Below are 16,562 nucleotides of genomic sequence, written 5' to 3' on the forward strand. Positions count from 1 at the left end.
TCCGTGCGACCTTTTCGCACAATCGACCCTGGAGAGCGGTTGCTCAGGGGAGCAATTCGGCATTGCTTTGTAATAATTCGAGCTTATGTCGCCGGGCGCGTCGTCTCGCGCCAGGCCGGCAGAGCTTTTCTCATCAGCGCGCAATTGTTAGACCAGAGCGACGCGGCGTTTGCGGAGCGGCGCGCCCCATCATTCGAAAACAGCAGGTTTAGGGCATGAGCGCGAACCAGGACCAGGATCCCGCCGCCAACCGGAAACGAGGGGCCACGGCGGAAAAGGTCTCCGCGCTCGGCAAGTCCGAAACGCCGGTGAAGCCGTCCCGCAAGGTCAAAAACAAGGCTAAGAAAAACACTCCGGCGAAAAAGCCTTCCGCGCCCAGCGCTCCGAAGCAAAAGGCCGCGCCCGCGCCCGCGCCGCCTAATGGCGCAGGCGCGCCCCCGCCGCGTCCCAATCTCGAGAAATTCGTCCAGCTCGACATCGAAGCGATCGCCGACAATATGGCGCAGCTCGTGGACCAGGCCCGTAAGGCGTTGGCCGCGGCGATTGGCGGGGTCAATCCCGATGAGGCGCGCAGCGAACTCGCCGCCAACGTCGCCGACGCCACCAAGACCCTGGGCGCCGTCGCCGAATATTGGCTGTCGAAACCCGAGCGCGCCGCCGTCGCCCAGGCCGATCTTTACAAGGGGTTGAGCGAAATCTGGCGGCAGACGCTTCGCCGCTACGGCGGGGAGGACGTCGCCCCCATCGTGCCCTCGGATCGCGCCGACAAGCGCTTCTCCGGGCCCGAATGGAACGAGAACCCCTTCTTCGACTGGCTGCGGCAATCCTATCTGCTCGCGTCGCGCTGGGCGGGCGACATGGTCGAGAGCGCCGAGGGTCTCGACCCGCAGACAAAGGCCAGGGCGGTCTTTTATACGCGGCTGATCTCCAGCGCGATTTCGCCATCGAACTTCGTGCCGACCAATCCGGAACTGTTGCGCGCGACGATGGACGCGAAGGGCGAGAATCTGGTCCGCGGCTTGAAGATGCTGGCGGAAGACATTTCCGCAGGCGGCGGCGTGTTGAAGATCCGCCAGAGCGCGGACCAGAAATTCGAACTGGGCGTCGATATGGCGAATACGCCCGGCAAGGTGATCTGGCGCAATGACGTGATGGAGCTCATTCAATATGAGCCCACGACGGCGGAAGTTTATGCGCGGCCGCTACTCATTACGCCCCCTTGGATCAACAAATTCTATGTGCTCGATCTCAACCCCGAGAAAAGTTTCGTTCGCTGGGCCGTTGAGCAAGGCTTCACGGTCTTCATCATCTCCTGGGTCAATCCCGACGAGACCAAGGCCACGAAGGGCTTTGAGGCCTATATGCACGAGGGCGTGCTGACCGCGCTCGACGTGATCGAGAAGGCGACGGGCGAACGCAAGGTCACGGCGGCGGGCTATTGCGTTGGCGGCACGCTGCTCGCCCTGACGCTCGCCTATATGGCGGCGACCGGCGATGATCGCATCGACAGCGTCACCCTGTTTGCGACGCAGGTCGATTTCTCGGACGCTGGCGATCTACAGATCTTCGTCGACGAGGCGCGGCTCGCGGCGCTCGACGAAAGCATGGCGCGCACCGGCTATCTCGAAGGCTATAAGATGGCCAACGCCTTCAATATGCTGCGGCCGAACGAACTCATCTGGAATTATGTCGTCAACAATTACATGAAGGGGGTCGAGCCCGCCGCTTTCGATCTCTTGTACTGGAATTCCGATTCGACGCGCATTCCGCGGGCCAATCACTCCTTCTACCTGCGCAGCTGCTATCTCGAAAATCGTCTCGCCCGCGGCGAGATGGTCATCGACGACGTTCGGCTCAATTTGCGTCAGGTGAAGGCGCCGGTCTTTGAGATTGCGACCAAGGAGGATCATATCGCGCCGGCGCAATCCGTGTTCCGCGGCGCGAGATTCTTCGGCGGCGACGTAACCTTCGTGCTCGGCGGGTCGGGCCATATCGCTGGGATCATCAACCCGCCCTCCAAAGACAAATATCAATATTGGACGGGCGGTCCCGCGAAGGGCTCTTTCGAGGAATGGATCAAGAAAGCCAAGGAGACCAAGGGCTCCTGGTGGCCGCACTGGTTGGGCTGGGTGACCGCGCAGGCGCCCAAGAAAGTCCCCGCGCGCCAGCCCGGCGGCGGCAAGCTCAAGATCATCTGCGACGCGCCCGGCGAATATGTGCGGGTGCGGGGATAAGCCTGCTTCTTTTGAGTGAATGCATTTTTTTTGTGGGGTAGCAATTCGATTTGAACAGGGAGCGTCGGCATGTCCACAAAAGACACTGTCGAACTTTGGAGATCAATCTTCGAGCTGCTCAAGAGTCTCGCGCTGGTCTTCATCGTCGTTTCTTTTTTCGTCTTTCCGCAGATCGTGCATCGCGCGTTGACGGGCATCGGAGTCGCTGAATTCGACCTGTGGGGCTTCAAGGGCAAGACTGCTCTTGCGAAGGTCGCCGTAGATCTGCAGGAGTCGCAAGTCGTGCAAAGCGAACTTGCGCAAAAGCTCAGAACATCCGACGAAAAGCTCAAAATTCTGGCGGCTCAGAATGAGGAACTACGACAGCGCCAGCCTTCGCGCGGGCTCGGAGGAAGGTCGGGACCTTATGCGGGCGAGAGTCCTTCGCTGGTGGACGAGGGCGTCCGCGCAATCCTTGCGCAGAACGGCGACGCGCTGAAACGGGCTGCCGATTTTCAAGCACAGGCCGATAAGGCGTTGTCGCAGAACTCGGCCGCGATCTTTTCGGCGAAGGAGCTAACGGCGCGCGGCGACTCGCGTTGGATCGTGATTTTTGGCTCCGATGTCACAGAGGACGCCGCGCGCGCCGAAGTGAAGCGGGCGACCGCGCAAGGATTCGACAACGCTTATATTTGCCTGAAGCGCGGGCGCTATCGCAGCGTCATCGAGTTCAGCGCGCTAGAGGCGGCCACCGCAGCGCTGCCGAAGATCCGGTCGTTGAGCGAGACTGCGCGCGACGCTTATGTCGTCAATCTCGGCTCCTGGTGTCCCAGACTCGAAAAGCGCGACGCCGGCTTCATCGAGTGCTCGTGACGTCAAACTCCGGGAAGAACCCCGATTCTCTCCAAGAACCAGTAGACGCCCGCAATCGCGATCAGCGCCGAGGCCACGTAGACGAGCTTTTCGCTGCGCTTGCCGCCTGTCTGCTTGTCGATCAGGAACAGGATCGGCATGACCGCGAAGACGATGGCGATCTGGCCGAGTTCGACGCCGATGTTGAAAGCGGCGAGCGCGGGCACGACCCCGCCCTGGGGCACGCCCATCTCGGTCAACGCCGAAGCGAAGCCGAAGCCGTGGATGAAGCCGAATAAGAACGTGTTGCGCCAGCGGTTGTCGACGTCGCGCGAGAAATAATTCTCCACAGCGACGAAAACGATCGAGGCGGCGATCAGCGCTTCGACCAAGGTCGAGGGCAGCGTGAAGATATTTAGCGCCGCCAGCGACAGCGTGATCGAATGCGAAATGGTGAAGGCGGTGACGATCTTGACGACCGGCCAAATGCGGGTAGCCCACAGAATGAGGGCGAACAGGAAGCACAAATGATCGTAGCCGGTGACGATGTGTTCGACGCCGGCTTTGAGAAACTTCCACATCAGCTGTGCGGTGGTCTCCATCGGCTTTGACAGATCGAGCGGAGGATCGTCGGGGTAGAGCATGGTCTGGCCGGCGTTTTCGCTCCCCTCGAGCGTGACGAGATGCTTTCCCTTTGCGCCCTGCGCGGCGAGGAGCTTCGTCGCGTCATAGAAGAGCGTGCCGGTCGTTGCGCCGCAGTCGAAGCGCACGACGATGAGCGCGCTGTCCTGGTTGGTGGGGTCTTCGCCGGACTTTTCGACATTGGCGATGCAGGCGCGGCCTGTCGCATCGCGCATCGCGACACGTTTTTGGACAAATTTGCCGATTTCGGCTTCGAGCGCGCCGGGCGTCGAGAGGTCGACGCTGGCGCGTTCGCTCATCGTGTCCTGAAACATGCGCTCAAGATCGGTGGCGAGAAAGCCGACCTCGACGGTATAGGTTCGATTGTCCTTGGGAAGGATTTTACCTGTCGAAATATCGGGCGTATGGGCCATAGCCGGAGCCGCGAGGCCGACGCACAACAAGATTACGGCGGCGACTATCCTGAAAACCCCGGTCATACGCGCTCCCTTCGTTCGTGGCCGCGCAACATGCCAAACGCCGCTGCGCTGGACAAGACAGCGGAAGCGGGAGCGTTCTGCCGGCGGCGCCTCGGCGCCCGCCATGCGTAGGCTTCGCGCCGCGCGGCCGTTGCGGCCGGGAAGCGCCGGGCCGGCGCTCGCGTGAGATTCTGAGCTGGTGGGATTGGTGGGGGAAGTAGGACTCGAACCTACGAAGGCTTAGCCAGCGGATTTACAGTCCGCCCCCTTTGCCGCTCGGGACATTCCCCCATCGTCTCGCAAAGAGACGGCGGCCGCGATGAAGCGGCCGATGCAGCGGCATATGCGGCCCCTGCGGCGCAGTGTCAACCTTAAACTCCCCGGCAGGCCGGGGGCGAGGCTGAGCCCCGCTCGAGCGCGAATTTGCTCCCCGATGGGACGCCAGAACTCGCGCAGAGGCCTTGCGACGCGAATGCAGGCGCTCAAGCTGGCGAATCGGCGGCGGCCGCGCCGGCGGTCAGCTGCGCCAGCTCGACGTCGGAGAAAAGCCGCGAACGCGTCAGGAACCGCAGCCCCGTGCCATTGTCGAGCGAGAACATGCCCCCTTGGCCCGGCACCACGTCGATGACGAGCTGCGTATGTTTCCAGTAATCGAATTGCGCCGCGCCGATGTAGAAGGGCGCGCCGCCGATCTCGCCGAGCAGAACGTCGCCGTCGCCGACGAGGAATTCCCCTTGCGGATAGCACATCGGCGCCGAGCCGTCGCAGCAGCCGCCCGATTGGTGGAAGAGGACCGCGCCATGTTCGCCGCGCAGCTGCGCGATGAGATCCAGCGCCCCCTGCGTCGCGATGACTCTCGCGGGTTTGACTGTCGTCGTCATCGCCCCTCCCTGTCCCTCCCCCCACTCCCTCTCCCGCGAAGCGGGGGAGGGCTGGGGAGGGGGTTAAAAGAACCCCAGCTTCTTTTCGCTGTAGCTCACCAGCATGTTCTTCGTCTGCTGATAGTGATCGAGCATCATCCTGTGATTCTCGCGGCCGATGCCTGACTGCTTGTAGCCGCCGAAAGCCGCATGCGCCGGATAGGCGTGGTAGCAGTTCACCCAGACGCGCCCCGCCTGAATGGCGCGGCCGAAGCGATAGCAGCGGTTGGCCTCGCGGCTCCACACGCCGGCGCCAAGGCCGTAGAGCGTATCATTGGCAATGGCCAAGGCCTCGTCGTCGTCCTTGAAGGTCGTCACCGACACGACGGGCCCAAAAATCTCCTCCTGGAACACGCGCATCCGATTATGGCCTTCGAGCACGGTCGGCTTCACATAGAAGCCGCCGGCGAGTTCGCCCGCGAGCGAATTGCGCTCGCCGCCGGCCAGCACCTTCGCGCCCTCCTGTTTGCCGATGTCGATATAGCTGAGAATCTTTTCGAGCTGCTCGGAAGAGGCCTGCGCGCCGATCATGGTTTCGGGGTCGAGCGGATTGCCCTGCTTGATCTCGCCGACGCGCTTCAAGGCGCGCTCCATGAAGCGATCGTAGATCTTCTCATGCACCAGCGCGCGGCTGGGGCAGGTGCAGACCTCGCCCTGATTGAGCGCGAACATGACGAAGCCCTCGATCGCCTTGTCGAGATAGTCGTCGTCCTCGCGGGCGACGTCCTCGAAGAAGATGTTGGGCGACTTGCCGCCAAGCTCCAGCGTTACCGGAATGAGGTTCTGGCTGGCGTATTGCATGATGAGCCGGCCGGTTGTCGTCTCGCCGGTAAAGGCGATCTTGGCGATCCGGTTCGACGAGGCGAGCGGTTTGCCGGCCTCCAGCCCAAAGCCGTTGACGATGTTGAGCACGCCCTTGGGAAGAAGCTCGCCGATAAGCTCCGCCCAGACGAGAATGCTTGCGGGCGTCTGCTCGGCCGGCTTGATGACGACGCAATTTCCGGCGGCGAGCGCCGGCGCAAGCTTCCAAACGGCCATCAGAATCGGGAAGTTCCAGGGGATGATCTGGCCGACGACGCCGAGCGGCTCATGGAAATGATAGGCGATGGTGTCGTGGTCGATTTCCGAGATGCCCCCTTCCTGGGCGCGAATGGCGCCGGCGAAATAGCGGAAGTGATCGATCGCGAGCGGAATGTCGGCGGCGCTCGTCTCGCGGATCGGCTTGCCATTGTCCCAGGTTTCGGCGGCGGCGAGGAGACCGAGATTGGCCTCCATCACATCGGCGATGCGGTTGAGGATGATGGCGCGTTCCGTCGGGCTCGTCTTGCCCCAGGCGTCTTTGGCGGCATGGGCGGCGTCGAGCGCGGCCTCGACGTCGTCCTTGTCGGACCGCGCGATCTCGCAAACCTTCTGGCCGGTGATCGGCGAGACATTGTCGAAGACGCGGCCGGACTTCGCGTCCGCCCATGCGCCATTGATGAAATTGCCGTAGCGCGGTTTGAACGGCGGTTTGAGCGCGGCGAAAGTTTCATGCTTGGTCATGGGGCGTTCCTCGCGTTTCCGCAGCGGCGGTTTTTTCTTTGAGAAGGTAGTTGGAGCGCGGCGTTACGCCAAGTGCCCTGCGCCAAAGCGCCAAGTGCCCGAGCCGAGTTGTCTAGTCCAGACGCGCCTTCGCCAGCGCCTGGAACGCCCGGGCGCGATGCGACAGCGCCTGCGAGCCATCGCCGGGCAGCGCATGTTTTTCCGCCGACATCATCTCGCCGAAGGTCTTGTCGAGCCCATCCGGCCTAAAGATCGGATCATAGCCGAAGCCCTTCTCGCCCTTGGGCGGAAAGACCAGAACCCCGTCCACCCGGCCCTCGAACTGCTCGACATGCCCGTCGGGCCAGACGACGGCGAGCGCGCAGGTAAAATGCGCGCGATAGGGCGGCGCGGCGCCGCGCGCCTCGAGCTCGCGCTCGACGCGGACGCAGGCGGCCTTGAAGTCGCGGTCCTCCCCCGCCCAGCGCGCCGAATAGACGCCGGGGGCGCCGTCGAGAGCGTCGACGCAGAGACCGGAGTCGTCCGCGAAAGCGGGCAGGCCCGAGGCCATGGCGGCGGCGCGCGCCTTTAAAAGCGCGTTGCCGGCGAAGCTCTGTTCGGTCTCTTCGGGCTCCTCGAGGCCGAGTTCTCCGGCGGAAACCGCCTCGACGCCATGCGGCTCGAGCAATTGCCTGAGTTCCCAAAGTTTCCCGGGATTATGCGTGGCGATGACGAGCCTGCCGGCGATTTTGCGCGGATCCATCAGATTTCCTCCCGCCGCGCGGCGCCTGGCGCGCCGGCGGGGCGTCGCCATAGCGCTGATATCTCCATAACTTGCAGCGATTTGCCGCCAAATCGCCAAGATCGCCCTCTGGGGGTCTTGGTCGACGGGTCGGAAGGCGCTACAAAGTTTTGTCTTGGCGCGGTTAACCCCGCCTTTACTATGCTTGGCAACGATTGAGGAGCCGCCGAGACGGTTCCGGACGCGCCAAGCGCGACGCGGCGATTTCGCCGCTCGATTATCCCGGAATGCAAGGGAAGAAATGACCTCGACCGTTCTCATTGCCGACGACGATCCCGTTCAGCGTCGTCTGCTGGAAGCTATGACGCGGCGATTTGGTTACGAGACCGAGACCGTCGAAAGCGGCGAACAGGCGATCGCGCGGCTGACGCAGCCTGGCGCCAAGCCCATAGCGCTGCTCATTCTGGACCTCGTCATGCCTGACCTCGACGGCATGGGCGTGCTCACCCGGATGCGCGACATGAAGCTCGCGACGCCGGTGATCGTGCAGACCGCGCATGGATCGATCGAGGCGGTCATTTCCGCGATGCGCGCCGGCGCTCATGACTTTGTGGTTAAGCCGGTCGGCGCGGAACGTCTGCAAATATCGATCAAGAACGCGCTCTCCGCCGATGCGCTCGCCGACGAGGTGCGCCGCATTAGCCGCCGGGCGCAGGGCGCGCTGACATTCAAGGACCTCGTCTCGCGCAGCGACGACATGGAGCGCGTGATCCGGCTCGGCCAGCGCGCGGCTCATTCCTCCATTCCGGTGTTGCTCGAAGGCGAGTCGGGCGTCGGCAAGGAGATCGTGGCGCGCGCCATCCAGGGCGCGTCGGATCGCAAAGGCAAGCCCTTCGTCACCGTCAACTGCGGCGCATTGCCGGCCAATCTCGTCGAATCGATTCTCTTCGGCCATGAGAAGGGCGCCTTCACCGGCGCCACCGAGAAGCACAGCGGCAAATTCGTTGAGGCGAACGGGGGGACGCTGTTTCTCGACGAGATCGGCGAGCTGCCGCTCGACATTCAGGTGAAGTTGCTGCGCGCGCTGCAGGAAGGCGAAATCGATCCCGTCGGCGCCAAGCGCGCGATCCGGGTCGATATTCGACTGATCTCGGCGACCAATCAAAATCTCATCGATCTCGTCAAACGCGGGCTGTTTCGCGAGGACCTTTTCTATCGCCTCAACGTCTTCCCGATCAACATTCCGCCGCTGCGCGGTCGCCGCGAGGACGTCGCCGATCTCGCCAGGCGGTTTGCGGCGCGCTTCGCCGCCGAGGAAGGCCGCAACATCCGCGGCGTGACGTCGGAAGCGCTGTCGCTGCTGACGAGCTATGACTGGCCGGGCAACGTCCGCCAGTTGGAGAACGCCGTCTTTCGCGCCGTCGTGCTCGCCGACGGCGACGAGCTGACGGTCGCCGAATTTCCGCAGATCGCCGCCCATGTCGAAGGCTATGAAGTGCGCGTGCCGCCCGCGCCCGCGCCGGGAGCGCCCGGGACGGCGCCGCGCGAACGCGAGATCGTCCGCGTCGAGATCCGCGATCCGAATGCGATGTCGCTGATTGGATCGAACGGCGAAATGCGCACGCTCGAGGACATCGAGACCGCGACGATCCGCTTCGCCTTGACGCATTACCGCGGCCAGATGTCGGAAATTGCGCGACGGCTCGGGATCGGCCGCTCGACGCTCTATCGGAAGATGAAGGAATATGGACTCGAAGAAGGGACGGAAAGCGAACCCGAGCCATCGGGAACGCTGGTCGCTTAGTCGCGGAGCGCAAACTTCCGTCAGTGCGAGGGTTTCATGACACTATTCGACATCGAAGCGACAACGATCGACGGCCAGCCGAAGAAGCTTGCCGATTACGCCGGCAAGGCCATGCTGATCGTCAATGTCGCGAGCCGATGCGGATTCACGCCGCAATACGCCGGGCTCGAAGCGCTGTACCGCAAATTCGCCGATCGGGGATTTGTCGTCTTGGGCTTTCCCTGCAATCAGTTTGGCGCGCAGGAGCCGGGCTCCGAGAAGGAGATCGCATCGTTCTGTTCGGCGAATTACGACGTCACCTTTCCACTGTTCGGCAAGGTCGACGTCAATGGAGAAAAAGCGCATCCGCTCTATCGCCTGCTCAAGCGCGAGGCGCCGGGAATTCTCGGATCCGAAGCGATCAAATGGAACTTCACGAAATTTCTCGTCGACCGCGAGGGGCATGTCGTGAAGCGTTACGCGCCGACCGACACGCCCGAGCAGATCGCGAAGGACGTTGAGGCGCTGCTGTGACCGCCATCGACGCGCGCATGATTGAAGACGGCGATCCGCTCGTCTTCGAGGTGACGGCGCGCGATCAGGGAAGCGAGACGCAGCATCGCGTCACGCTCTCGCGAAAGGATCTACTGCGGCTCGGCGGCGGCGCCGATGCGCAAAAATTTATAGACGCCGCGTTCCGCTTTCTGCTCGACCGCGAAGCAAAGGAGAGCATTCTCGCGCGCTTCGACATGAGCGTCGTCGCTGGCTATTTCCCGGAGTTCGAGCAAAAGCTGCCGGAATATCTTGCTTGAAGCGTCATGCGGATTCCGGCTGATCCGTTCGCTTGGGCCGTGTCATTCCCGGCAGGCCGAAGGCCTGACCGGGAATCCAGAGCCGATCCAGAAAACTGGTCTTGCTCTGGATTCCCGATCGCGCGCTACGCGCGCGTCGGGAATGACAGCCAAGCCGTTCGAAGGGATTTCATATCGCAGGGGTTCCGGTAGCACTGTTCGCTGGGTTGAGACCGTCATTGCCAGCGAAGCGAATTCTCAGAACGCCGCGCGTAAACGCAGCCCAAAGACATTGATCGGACCGCGCGCGCTGTTATGCGCGGGATTGACCAGCAGCTGATAATCGAAGGTCGCATCGATATTCTTGCCGAAGCCGATCTTGTAATAGGCCTCCATGTTCTTCTCGCCGGCGTAGGAGAGCGCGCCGTCGCCGATATAGACGCTGGTTCCGCCAAGTTCGAAGTAGCGCACGCGCGAACCATGTAGTCCGCTGAAGGCGCCGGCGACGCCGATCTCATCGTCGTCGCATCCCCAGAGCGCGCCGCCGGCGACGAAGCCGAATGCGACGGAGCGGTCGATATCCGTGTAGTCGACCGTCTCATAACGCCCGTCGGCCATGCTGGCGCGCAGGAAAAACCCAAGATGCGGCGCGACCTGCTGCTTGACGTTTATCCCGCCGCCGGTTTTCACGGCGCGCCCTCGCGCGGTGTCGACTCGCGGCGGGAAGTCGCCAGCGAGATAAGCGTAACGGATGACGTCATCGATTTTGCTCAGATAGCCGTTGTCGCCATAGACGAGAAATTTGATCGCGCCGGGCTGATCGAAAAGATCATATCGCGCCTCGAATTCCGCGACGCCCATGAACTGGCGGAACAGTTGCGGCTCAATGTCGAAACTGTTTGGCGTCGTCGAGAGCTGAAACACGCCGCCGCGCGCCGTCCACCAGTCCTGCTTCCACTCTGCCGCGAGGCCATAGGTGTAGCCCCAGGCGTCGGCCGCGTAGTCGAAGGCGCCCATCGTGTTGAACGCGAAGTTGAGAAAGCCGGTCGTGGGGTCATGCGCGTAAACATTGTCGTCGAACACGTCGCCGACCGCGAATTTTCCAAGCGTGAGGACGATGCGATTCTTGTCGACCTTGCCCGAGATCTGGTTTTGCGTCGACTCGAGCACCTCGCTGCGTGAGCCCTGGTCCGGATCTCTTTCTCTTTCGCCGTCTTCATTCAATCCGATGATCTGACGCAGGAAGTAACGCTGGAAGCGCATATAGGGGGCCGCGCGGCCGACCTTGGCGACCGCGGCGTTGACGTAAGACGCCGCGCCGACCGAATTGGCGAGTCCGTAGCCGGCGTCAATCTCGGGGTTGAGGTAGACGGCGCCGCCGTCCCACAGGCGCAGGCCAAGGAAAAGATTGGTGGTCGAGCCGACATTGGCCTTTCCGCCGGAAGGAAAGCTGTTGGGGCCGTCATAGAGCGCGCGAAACCGCGGATAGGCCTGGACGACATTCGTCGTCTGCGCATGCACGCTGTAGCGTTCAGGGGCGTCTGGATCGCCCTCGTTCCCGCCATTGCCCGAATTCTGGCCGTCATGTGCGTGCTGGCCGTAGTGCAACTCGCCAGAAATCTCGCTCTTCGCGCCGAAATGATAGTTCAGACCGAATCGCAGCAGATGGTTCTCATTGCGCATGCGCGACGCATAGGCATAGCCGGCGCCATTGTCGAAGACCTGTGTGTTCAGCGACTGATTGAGGAAGAGATATTCGGCGCGCGCCGACCAATTGTCGGCGAAGGCATATTCGAAGCCAGCGCCGATCGCATATTTCATCCGCGAGGATTGCGACCAGGGCGCGTAGAAATTCGCGTCGGGTCCGCCCGCGCCGAGCGTCAAGGTCGCCGGACCTCTCGCGCCGCCCGCGGCGACGCCGCCCGTGAGATAAAAGAGCGAGCGGTCCCATGCATAGCCGACACGCCCGCGAATGCTCGCGAAGAAATTCGCGCTGGAATTGGATGAGAGCGTGAAGACCGGCGGCGCCGGATACGCGGGCGAAGTCAAATATGCGCCAGTCGGCCCGCGCCTGCCATCGAGAAGGCTGAGATCGGTTTCGAAGCCCCAGACGAAAGGGCCACGCTGCCAATTATATCCGACCTGCACGCCGACGGTGGCGCCTGGGCGCGTCACGCCACTCGGATAAAGATCAAAGGTGGGCGCTCCGAAGCCGCTCGTCGCCTGCAGCCGCTCGCCTGCGTGCAGAGGAACGGCGCCGCCGAGGCTCGCGCCCATATACATGCCGACCCAGCTGAAGACCGGCGGCCGGTCTTCGCAGCGCGCCGCGTTCCCATTCAGCGCGCAAAATGCAAAACTAAGAGAGGCGACAAAAGACAGGCGCGCGGCCGCGCTCGTCGGCGCTCCATGTCGAGGGACCACGACGCTCGATTTCGAGCTGGATAGAGGCCTGCGCATGCGCTGTTAAGAACCTTGCCGGCGGCGTCTCCGTTGGATAGCGATAAGGCTGCGCCAGAACCAAGCGCAGCGCGAATCATCCTTTGGCCAAATAGTAAAACTCTGTGACAGATTTTCGCAGCGACTATTGGCGCAGTCCTTGCTTTGAACTGTAAAAAACGGCCGCCAGCCGCGCAAACAAAGGCGGGCCGCCAAGAGGGAGTTCTTGCAATGGACTCACGCATAACGCAGTTCGATGAACTGGCTGGAGCGGACGGCCGCACCCGCGCCCCTTATCGCAAGCTTTCGCAATGGCTCGCGGAAACCCCGCCCGAGCTCCTGGCGTCGCGGCGCGAGCAGGCGGAGCTGCTTTTTCGTCGCATCGGGATCACCTTCGCGGTCTATGGCGCGCAGGAGGCGACCGAGCGCCTCATTCCCTTCGATATCCTGCCGCGCATACTCTCGCGCAGCGAATGGACGACGCTTGAAAAAGGACTGATCCAGCGCGTCACCGCGCTCAACGCGTTTCTTGCCGACATCTACGGCGCCGGCGAGATCTTGAGGGCTGGAATCGTTCCTGCGGATATCGTCTATCGCAACCCCGCCTATTGCCCCGATATGGCGGGCCGGCGCGTGCCCTTCGATATTTACGTGCATATCGCTGGCGTCGACATCGTGCGCACCGACGATCAGGGCTTCTTCGTTCTCGAGGACAATGCCCGGACGCCTTCCGGCGTCTCTTATATGCTTGAGAACCGCGAAGTAATGATGCGGCTTTTTCCCGAACTCTTCGCGCTGCATCGTGTCGCGCCGATCGAAAACTATCCCGACGAACTGCTTGCGACTTTGCGCTCGGTCGCGCCGCAGCGCGCCAACGGCGATCCGACGATCGTCTTGATGACGCCCGGCCAGTACAATTCGGCCTTCTACGAACACTCGTTTCTCGCCGATAAGCTCGGCGTCGAGCTTGTCGAGGGCCGGGATCTCTTCGTTCGCGACGACGTCGTCTACATGCGCACGACCGAGGGCCCGCGCCGCGTCGACGTTATTTATCGGCGCATCGACGACGACTTCCTCGACCCGCTGTGCTTCCGGCCGGATTCGGCGCTCGGCGTCGCCGGGCTGATGGGCGCCTATCAATCAGGCAATGTGACGCTGGCGAATGCAGTCGGCGCCGGCGCCGCCGACGACAAGGCGATGTACACCTACATGCCTGACATTATTAAGTTTTATCTAGGCGAGGCGCCGCTCTTGCAGAATGTTCCGACCTTCCGCTGCCGCGAAACGGAAGCGCTGACCTACGTCCTTGACCATCTCGATGAACTCGTCGTCAAGGAAGTGAACGGCTCCGGCGGCTACGGCATGCTCGTGGGACCGCATGCGACGAGGGCGCAGATCGAGGAATTTCGCGCAAAGCTTAAGGCGCATCCGCAGAATTTCATCGCTCAGCCGACGCTGGCGCTCTCGACATGCCCCATTGCCATGGCCTCAGGCGTCGCCCCGCGCCACGTCGATCTTCGGCCCTTCGTGCTGCAGGGCGCCAATGGCGCCCGCGTCGTTCCGGGCGGTCTGACCCGGGTCGCGATGACGGAGAAATCGCTCGTCGTGAATTCGAGCCAGGGCGGCGGCACCAAGGACACCTGGGTGATCGACGACGCGTGGAGCGCCGAAGAGGCGATGGGGCAAGCGTGAGAAGACGCTCGCAAACGCCGCGATGAACATCGATGATCTCCAAAGCGACTCATGAACGGACGTGCTGATGCTTTCCCGCACCGCCGACAATCTGTACTGGCTCGCCCGCTACATGGAGCGCGCCGACTTCCTGGCGCGCGCCATCCAGGCGTCGCGGCGCCTCGCCGCGCTGCCCAAGGCCTATGGCGGCGACGAAACCGAGTGGGAAAGCGTGCTGCTGTCGTCGGGCGCGGCGCTATCGTTCGATGCCTCCGGACGTCCCGTCGATGAAGCCAACGTCATCGAATTTCTTACCTTCGCGCCGGAAAATCCGGGATCGATCCGCAATTGCCTGGAGCAGGCGCGCGCCAACGCCCGCGCCGTGCGCACGGCGTTGACCATCGAAATGTGGGAGTCGATCAACGACGCCTATCTTGAAATGCGCGCGCTGGAGTCGCGCGGCGTCGTCCCTTGCGCGCAGGAACTGGCGCGCTTTCTCGAGGTCATCAAGCAGACGTCGCTGACCTATGACGGCGGCGCCTATCGCACCATGCTGCGCAACGACGCCTATTGGTTCTCGCGCGTCGGGCTTTTCATCGAGCGCGCCGACAACACGGCGCGTCTGCTCGACGTCAAATATCATGTGCTGCTGCCCGAGAAGGAGATCGTCGGCGGTTCGCTCGACTATTTCCAATGGTCGGCCATTCTGCGCGCCGTATCGGCGCATACCGCCTATCACTGGGTCTATCGCACGAGCATGAAGCCTTGGCTCGTCGCCGATCTGTTGATCCTCCGACCGGAGATGCCGCGTTCGCTGATTTCCTGCTATGAGTCGATCGTGCGCAATCTCGACAATCTTGCCCGCGCCCACGGGCGCCAGGGCTCATCGCAGCGTCACGCCCGCGGCGTCTACGGCAAGCTCGAAAAGCTGAATATGGAGAGCGTCTTCCAGGGCGGGCTGCACGAATTCGTGCAATCCTTCATCTCTGAAAACAACCGACTGGCCGCGCTCATCTCCGAGCAATATCTCTTCTGAGCGAAATCTGATGCGCATCCGCATACGGCATGAAACGACCTATCGCTATGCGGAGCCGCCGCGAACGGCCGTGCAGCATCTTCGCCTGACCCCGCGCAGTCACGACGGGCAGCATGTCGTGGACTGGCGCATCGACGTCGATCGCGATTGCCGACTGGTGCAGTCGGAAGACGCGTTCGGCAATACGCTGCACCGCTTCTCCGTGGACGGGCCGCTCGAGTCGATCTCCACAGTGGTGGAAGGAGAGGTGACGACTTTCGACATGGCCGGAGTCGTATCGGGCGCGGTCGAGCGCTTTCCGCCGGTCCTGTTCATGCGCGACACGCCGCTGACGACGCCGAGCGCAGCGATCTGCGATTTCGCTAGCGAAACGACGTCGAAGGAAAGCGGAACGCTCTCGAAGCTCCATGCGCTGCTTGGCGCGATTCACGAATCACTCACATTCGACGCCGCCGCGACGCATTCGGGCACGACGGCGGCGGAATGTTTCGAGCATCGCAAGGGCGTCTGTCAGGACTTTTCGCATCTCTTCATCGCCTGCGCGCGCGGGATCGGCGCGCCGGCGCGCTATGTGAGCGGCTATTTCCTCAGCAGCGATGCGGAGGATCAGGTCGCCGGCCACGCATGGGCCGAGGCCTATGTCGAGGATCTCGGCTGGGTGGCCTTCGATCCCACACATGGCGTCGCGCCGCAGGAAAATCATGTGCGCGTCGCGATAGCGCTCGACTATCTGGGCGCGGCGCCGATCCGCGGCGCGCACTCCGGCGGCGGCGGCGAAACGTTGGAGGTCAAAGTGCGCGTCGCGCCGGCGGCAGCCTTCAGCCAGTCGCAATCGCAATCGCAGTAGCTGGTCTCAGACTCCGACCAATTGACTGACAGCGCTCTGGCGCCCGTCGGCGTCGCTTTGCGAGCGCTCGGGTAAGACGATTTCATCGCGAGGCGCGAAGCGCAGCCCGTCTTCGTCATATTGGAAATCGCATGCGTTGAGCGCGGCCACGACGCGCGGCCAGACGCCCTTCCTGTCCCAGCGATGGTAGCGCGTATAGGCCGTGTACCATTTGCCGAACCGCGGCGGCAGGCTGCGCCAGGGCGCGCCGGTGCGAACAATCCAGAACACCGCCTCGAGAAAAAGCCGATTGTCGCGGGCTCTACAGCCTGCGTCGCCTTGTTTTCCGGGAAGGACGGGCGAGACGGCCTGCCAATGTGCGTCAGAAAGATAATGCTCAATCAATTGATCCTCCGTCGCGGCGCGTTGCGACGTCGACCCGCCCGACGCGCCTCCGATGAGGGCCCGCAGGGTCGATCGGTATTTCAATTCTAGGTTGTAATTTTAGATAACACAACCTGTTTTGGCGGGGTCTTCCGGCGAAGATTTGCGTTCAGCCGCCGCATGAGACTGGACGCCAGGGCTCCGAATCCAGGTTAACGAGGGGCATCTCACCGCGTCATGGCCGCGCTTGTCGCGGCCATCCACGCGATGACGCGAGGCAAATGTGA

The 16,562-nt window shown here is 62.7% G+C and carries 14 protein-coding genes and 1 tRNA gene; 8 read left to right on the forward strand and 7 right to left on the reverse strand.

All coding sequences use genetic code 11. The features are described from left to right. The first annotated feature begins 215 nt into the window (after nt 1–215). On the forward strand, nt 216–2,234 hold the full coding sequence (gene phaC, locus A3OO_RS0106775; RefSeq protein WP_018407079.1) for a class I poly(R)-hydroxyalkanoic acid synthase: 2,019 nt from the start codon (nt 216–218) through the stop codon (nt 2,232–2,234). 69 nt (nt 2,235–2,303) lie between these two features. Next, complete coding sequence (locus A3OO_RS0106780; protein WP_018407080.1) at nt 2,304–3,086, forward strand: hypothetical protein; 783 nt, start codon at nt 2,304–2,306, stop codon at nt 3,084–3,086. Nucleotides 3,087–3,088: 2 nt separating this feature from the next. Here A3OO_RS0106780 and A3OO_RS0106785 read toward each other — a convergent pair whose 3' ends face one another. From A3OO_RS0106785 to rdgB, 5 genes are all read right to left on the reverse strand, one after another. Further along, nucleotides 3,089–4,186, reverse strand: coding sequence for a HupE/UreJ family protein (locus tag A3OO_RS0106785; RefSeq protein WP_026222751.1), 1,098 nt, complete (start codon nt 4,184–4,186; stop codon nt 3,089–3,091). A gap of 185 nt (nt 4,187–4,371) precedes the next feature. Continuing rightward, nucleotides 4,372–4,456, reverse strand: a tRNA-Tyr gene (locus A3OO_RS0106790). 191 nt (nt 4,457–4,647) lie between these two features. After that, nucleotides 4,648–5,046, reverse strand: a complete 399-nt coding sequence (locus A3OO_RS0106795; protein ID WP_018407081.1) for a DUF779 domain-containing protein — start codon at nt 5,044–5,046, stop codon at nt 4,648–4,650. Between the two features lie 63 nt (nt 5,047–5,109). After that, complete coding sequence (gene adh / locus A3OO_RS0106800) at nt 5,110–6,627, reverse strand: aldehyde dehydrogenase (RefSeq protein ID WP_018407082.1); 1,518 nt, start codon at nt 6,625–6,627, stop codon at nt 5,110–5,112. A gap of 112 nt (nt 6,628–6,739) precedes the next feature. Then, the gene (gene rdgB / locus A3OO_RS0106805) at nt 6,740–7,369 is read right to left on the reverse strand and encodes an RdgB/HAM1 family non-canonical purine NTP pyrophosphatase (RefSeq protein WP_026222752.1); all 630 of its coding nucleotides are present in this window, start codon (nt 7,367–7,369) and stop codon (nt 6,740–6,742) included. Nucleotides 7,370–7,649: 280 nt separating this feature from the next. On the opposite strand from rdgB, the gene A3OO_RS0106815 reads away from it, so the two are divergent. From A3OO_RS0106815 to A3OO_RS0106825, 3 genes are read left to right on the forward strand one after another with little or no spacing between them, the layout of a single operon-like run. Beyond that, nucleotides 7,650–9,152 (forward strand): sigma-54-dependent transcriptional regulator, encoded by a 1,503-nt coding sequence (locus tag A3OO_RS0106815; RefSeq protein ID WP_018407085.1) that lies wholly within the window; start codon nt 7,650–7,652, stop codon nt 9,150–9,152. 36 nt (nt 9,153–9,188) lie between these two features. After that, a complete protein-coding gene (locus A3OO_RS0106820) occupies nt 9,189–9,665 on the forward strand; it encodes a glutathione peroxidase (RefSeq protein WP_018407086.1) in 477 nt (158 codons plus the stop codon). Next, nucleotides 9,662–9,943: a hypothetical protein gene (locus tag A3OO_RS0106825; protein ID WP_018407087.1), complete on the forward strand. Its 282-nt coding sequence runs from the start codon at nt 9,662–9,664 to the stop codon at nt 9,941–9,943. The genes A3OO_RS0106820 and A3OO_RS0106825 overlap by 4 nt, the downstream gene beginning before the upstream one ends. Before the next feature lie 237 nt (nt 9,944–10,180). Here A3OO_RS0106825 and A3OO_RS0106830 read toward each other — a convergent pair whose 3' ends face one another. Further along, a complete protein-coding gene (locus A3OO_RS0106830; protein WP_018407088.1) occupies nt 10,181–12,205 on the reverse strand; it encodes a carbohydrate porin in 2,025 nt (674 codons plus the stop codon). 384 nt (nt 12,206–12,589) lie between these two features. Here A3OO_RS0106830 and A3OO_RS0106835 point away from each other — a divergent pair, with 384 nt between their 5' ends. The 3 genes from A3OO_RS0106835 (at nt 12,590) to A3OO_RS0106845 (ending at nt 15,912) form a co-directional block, all read left to right on the forward strand. Beyond that, on the forward strand, nt 12,590–14,050 hold the full coding sequence (locus A3OO_RS0106835) for a circularly permuted type 2 ATP-grasp protein (RefSeq protein ID WP_018407090.1): 1,461 nt from the start codon (nt 12,590–12,592) through the stop codon (nt 14,048–14,050). A 67-nt stretch (nt 14,051–14,117) separates the two neighbouring features. Continuing rightward, nucleotides 14,118–15,065 (forward strand): alpha-E domain-containing protein, encoded by a 948-nt coding sequence (locus A3OO_RS0106840; RefSeq protein WP_018407091.1) that lies wholly within the window; start codon nt 14,118–14,120, stop codon nt 15,063–15,065. A 10-nt stretch (nt 15,066–15,075) separates the two neighbouring features. Then, nucleotides 15,076–15,912 (forward strand): transglutaminase family protein, encoded by an 837-nt coding sequence (locus A3OO_RS0106845; RefSeq protein WP_018407092.1) that lies wholly within the window; start codon nt 15,076–15,078, stop codon nt 15,910–15,912. Nucleotides 15,913–15,918: 6 nt separating this feature from the next. Here A3OO_RS0106845 and A3OO_RS0106850 read toward each other — a convergent pair whose 3' ends face one another. Then, complete coding sequence (locus tag A3OO_RS0106850; protein ID WP_018407093.1) at nt 15,919–16,296, reverse strand: transposase; 378 nt, start codon at nt 16,294–16,296, stop codon at nt 15,919–15,921. Nucleotides 16,297–16,562: the final 266 nt, after the last annotated feature.

Source organism: Methylocystis rosea SV97 (assembly GCF_000372845.1).
Lineage (GTDB): Bacteria > Pseudomonadota > Alphaproteobacteria > Rhizobiales > Beijerinckiaceae > Methylocystis > Methylocystis rosea.